Origin of the sequence: Stenotrophomonas pictorum JCM 9942 (assembly GCF_001310775.1) — a bacterium.
In the GTDB taxonomy this organism is placed as follows: Bacteria; Pseudomonadota; Gammaproteobacteria; order Xanthomonadales; family Xanthomonadaceae; genus Stenotrophomonas; species Stenotrophomonas pictorum.
In genome coordinates this window covers 1-1,565 of the sequence record NZ_BAZI01000519.1, presented here as the reverse complement: position 1 = coordinate 1,565, position 1,565 = coordinate 1, and the positions used below count along the sequence as shown (strand labels likewise).

Here is a 1,565-nt window from a genome sequence, read left to right as displayed (position 1 = left end):
CACCTGCGCGCCCGCGTCGAGGCCGGTGCGCGCCGCAACTGGCTGCTGTTGGGCGAGCGCAATGCCGCCCACGATTTCCACTTCGGCGACGAGCTGCGGCAATGGCAGCGCGAGGCTGGATCGAACGGCTGGATACGGTTTTCAGTCGCGATGGCGGCCGCTTCCATTACGTGCAGGATGCGCTGGCCGCCCATGCCGATGCGCTGCGCGACTGGGTCGACCAGGGCGCGACGATCCTGGTCTGCGGCAGCCTGCAGGGCATGGCGCCGGCGGTGGATGCGGTGATCGCCGATGCCCTCGGCAGCGACGCACATGAAGCCCTGCGCATCGCCGGCCGCTATCGCCGCGACGTGTACTGAGCCAACCCGGCCAGCGCGCTCAGATGTGGTGCAGCCGTTGCCGGAGGATCCGCGCCAGCGCCAGCGGCTGGTTGCGCCACGTCAGGGTTTCACCCTTCAGCGGATGATCCAGTACCGCGAGGAAAGCCTCCCGCATTGGGAAGGCGCCGCCTTCATGCCGCCGGTGACACCCGGATCGCCAACAGCTCGCCGCCGCCATTCAAGGCGAACCGTGTGCGTACACCGGCGGCGAGCCAGGCGGTGTCGCCGGCGGCCAGGGGCGGCAGGGTGTTGCCTTCGAACTCGGCTTGTCCGGCCAGCAGATGGACCGCCCAGGCCACCTGCGGCTCGGTGAAGAACAGCATGCTGCCGACCAGCGGCCGGTGCAGCAGCTCGGCCTGCAGCGCGTCGCGGCGCCACATCAGGTTGAAGTCGCTGGTGGTGCCGTCGACCAGCTCGCCGCTGATTTCAGCTTCGCCGGCAAACCGCAGACGTTGATACGGCGGCAACAGCGTTTCACAGCGGCCATCGGCAAAGCGCAGCCGCAGACCTTCGCCCTGCAGCAGCACCAGCTCGCGCTCGACACCGGGGAAGGCGGAAAAGGCCGCATCCTGCTCGATCTCGGCGATCGACAGCCGCAGCTGCCAGTCGTCGCCCTGTCCGGGCAGACGCAGGATCTCGCGGGTCCAGCCCAGGCCGTTGCGCCAGCGTTCGCGCCGGTAGTCGACGGTGGGGATGACGCGGGAGGGAGCAGTCAGAATTTCCATCGCGGCATGATGCCAGCATCCGGCACTGCTGTAGGAGCGACACAAGTCGCGACAGCTTTTGTCGATAAAGCCCGGTCGCGACTTGCATCGCTCCTACAACGACGGCGGTTACTTCGGCATCGCGAGATTCTCGGCAGCCAACGGCTTGCCTGCGCGGGGCGTGGTGGCGATCACCGCATCGGCCGGCAGCGCGCTGCCGTGCTCCAGCCGCGCCTGCACGCGATCCAGCGCCGCATAGACGTACGGCAGCAGCGGCAGGTAGCGCGAACCGTAGTCGGGCAGGCCGAGGAAGCCGTCAAAGTGCTGCACGTGTTTGACCTGCCAGTAGTTGACCTCACGCCCGGCGGCTTGGCCGAGGCCACATAGGGCGCGCTGCTGAAAGCCGGCGGGATCAGGCCGTCGTCGGTGCCATGCACCACCATCACCGGCAGGCCCTGACGCGGCAGCCCGGCACGGGTCG

Annotated in this window: 2 protein-coding genes and 1 pseudogene; 1 reads left to right on the top strand and 2 read right to left on the bottom strand. The window is 68.5% G+C overall.

All coding sequences use genetic code 11. From position 1 onward, the window contains the following. Positions 1-359, top strand: a pseudogene (locus JCM9942_RS15635) (ferredoxin reductase domain-containing protein); the annotation flags it as partial. A 152-nt stretch (positions 360-511) separates the two neighbouring features. Here JCM9942_RS15635 and JCM9942_RS15630 read toward each other — a convergent pair. Together JCM9942_RS15630 and JCM9942_RS19235 are read right to left on the bottom strand one after the other, a co-directional pair. Next, positions 512-1,105: a HutD/Ves family protein gene (locus JCM9942_RS15630; RefSeq protein WP_054660776.1), complete on the bottom strand. Its 594-nt coding sequence runs from the start codon at positions 1,103-1,105 to the stop codon at positions 512-514. A gap of 108 nt (positions 1,106-1,213) precedes the next feature. Further along, positions 1,214-1,565: D-(-)-3-hydroxybutyrate oligomer hydrolase (locus tag JCM9942_RS19235; RefSeq protein WP_218185508.1), on the bottom strand; the 352-nt coding region annotated here is incomplete at its 5' end.

What these genes read in the sequence shown, in the direction of transcription:
- JCM9942_RS15630 (WP_054660776.1), bottom strand. Translation starts at nt 1,105, where the DNA reads ATGGAAATTCTGACTGCTCCCTCCCGCGTCATCCCCACCGTCGACTAC.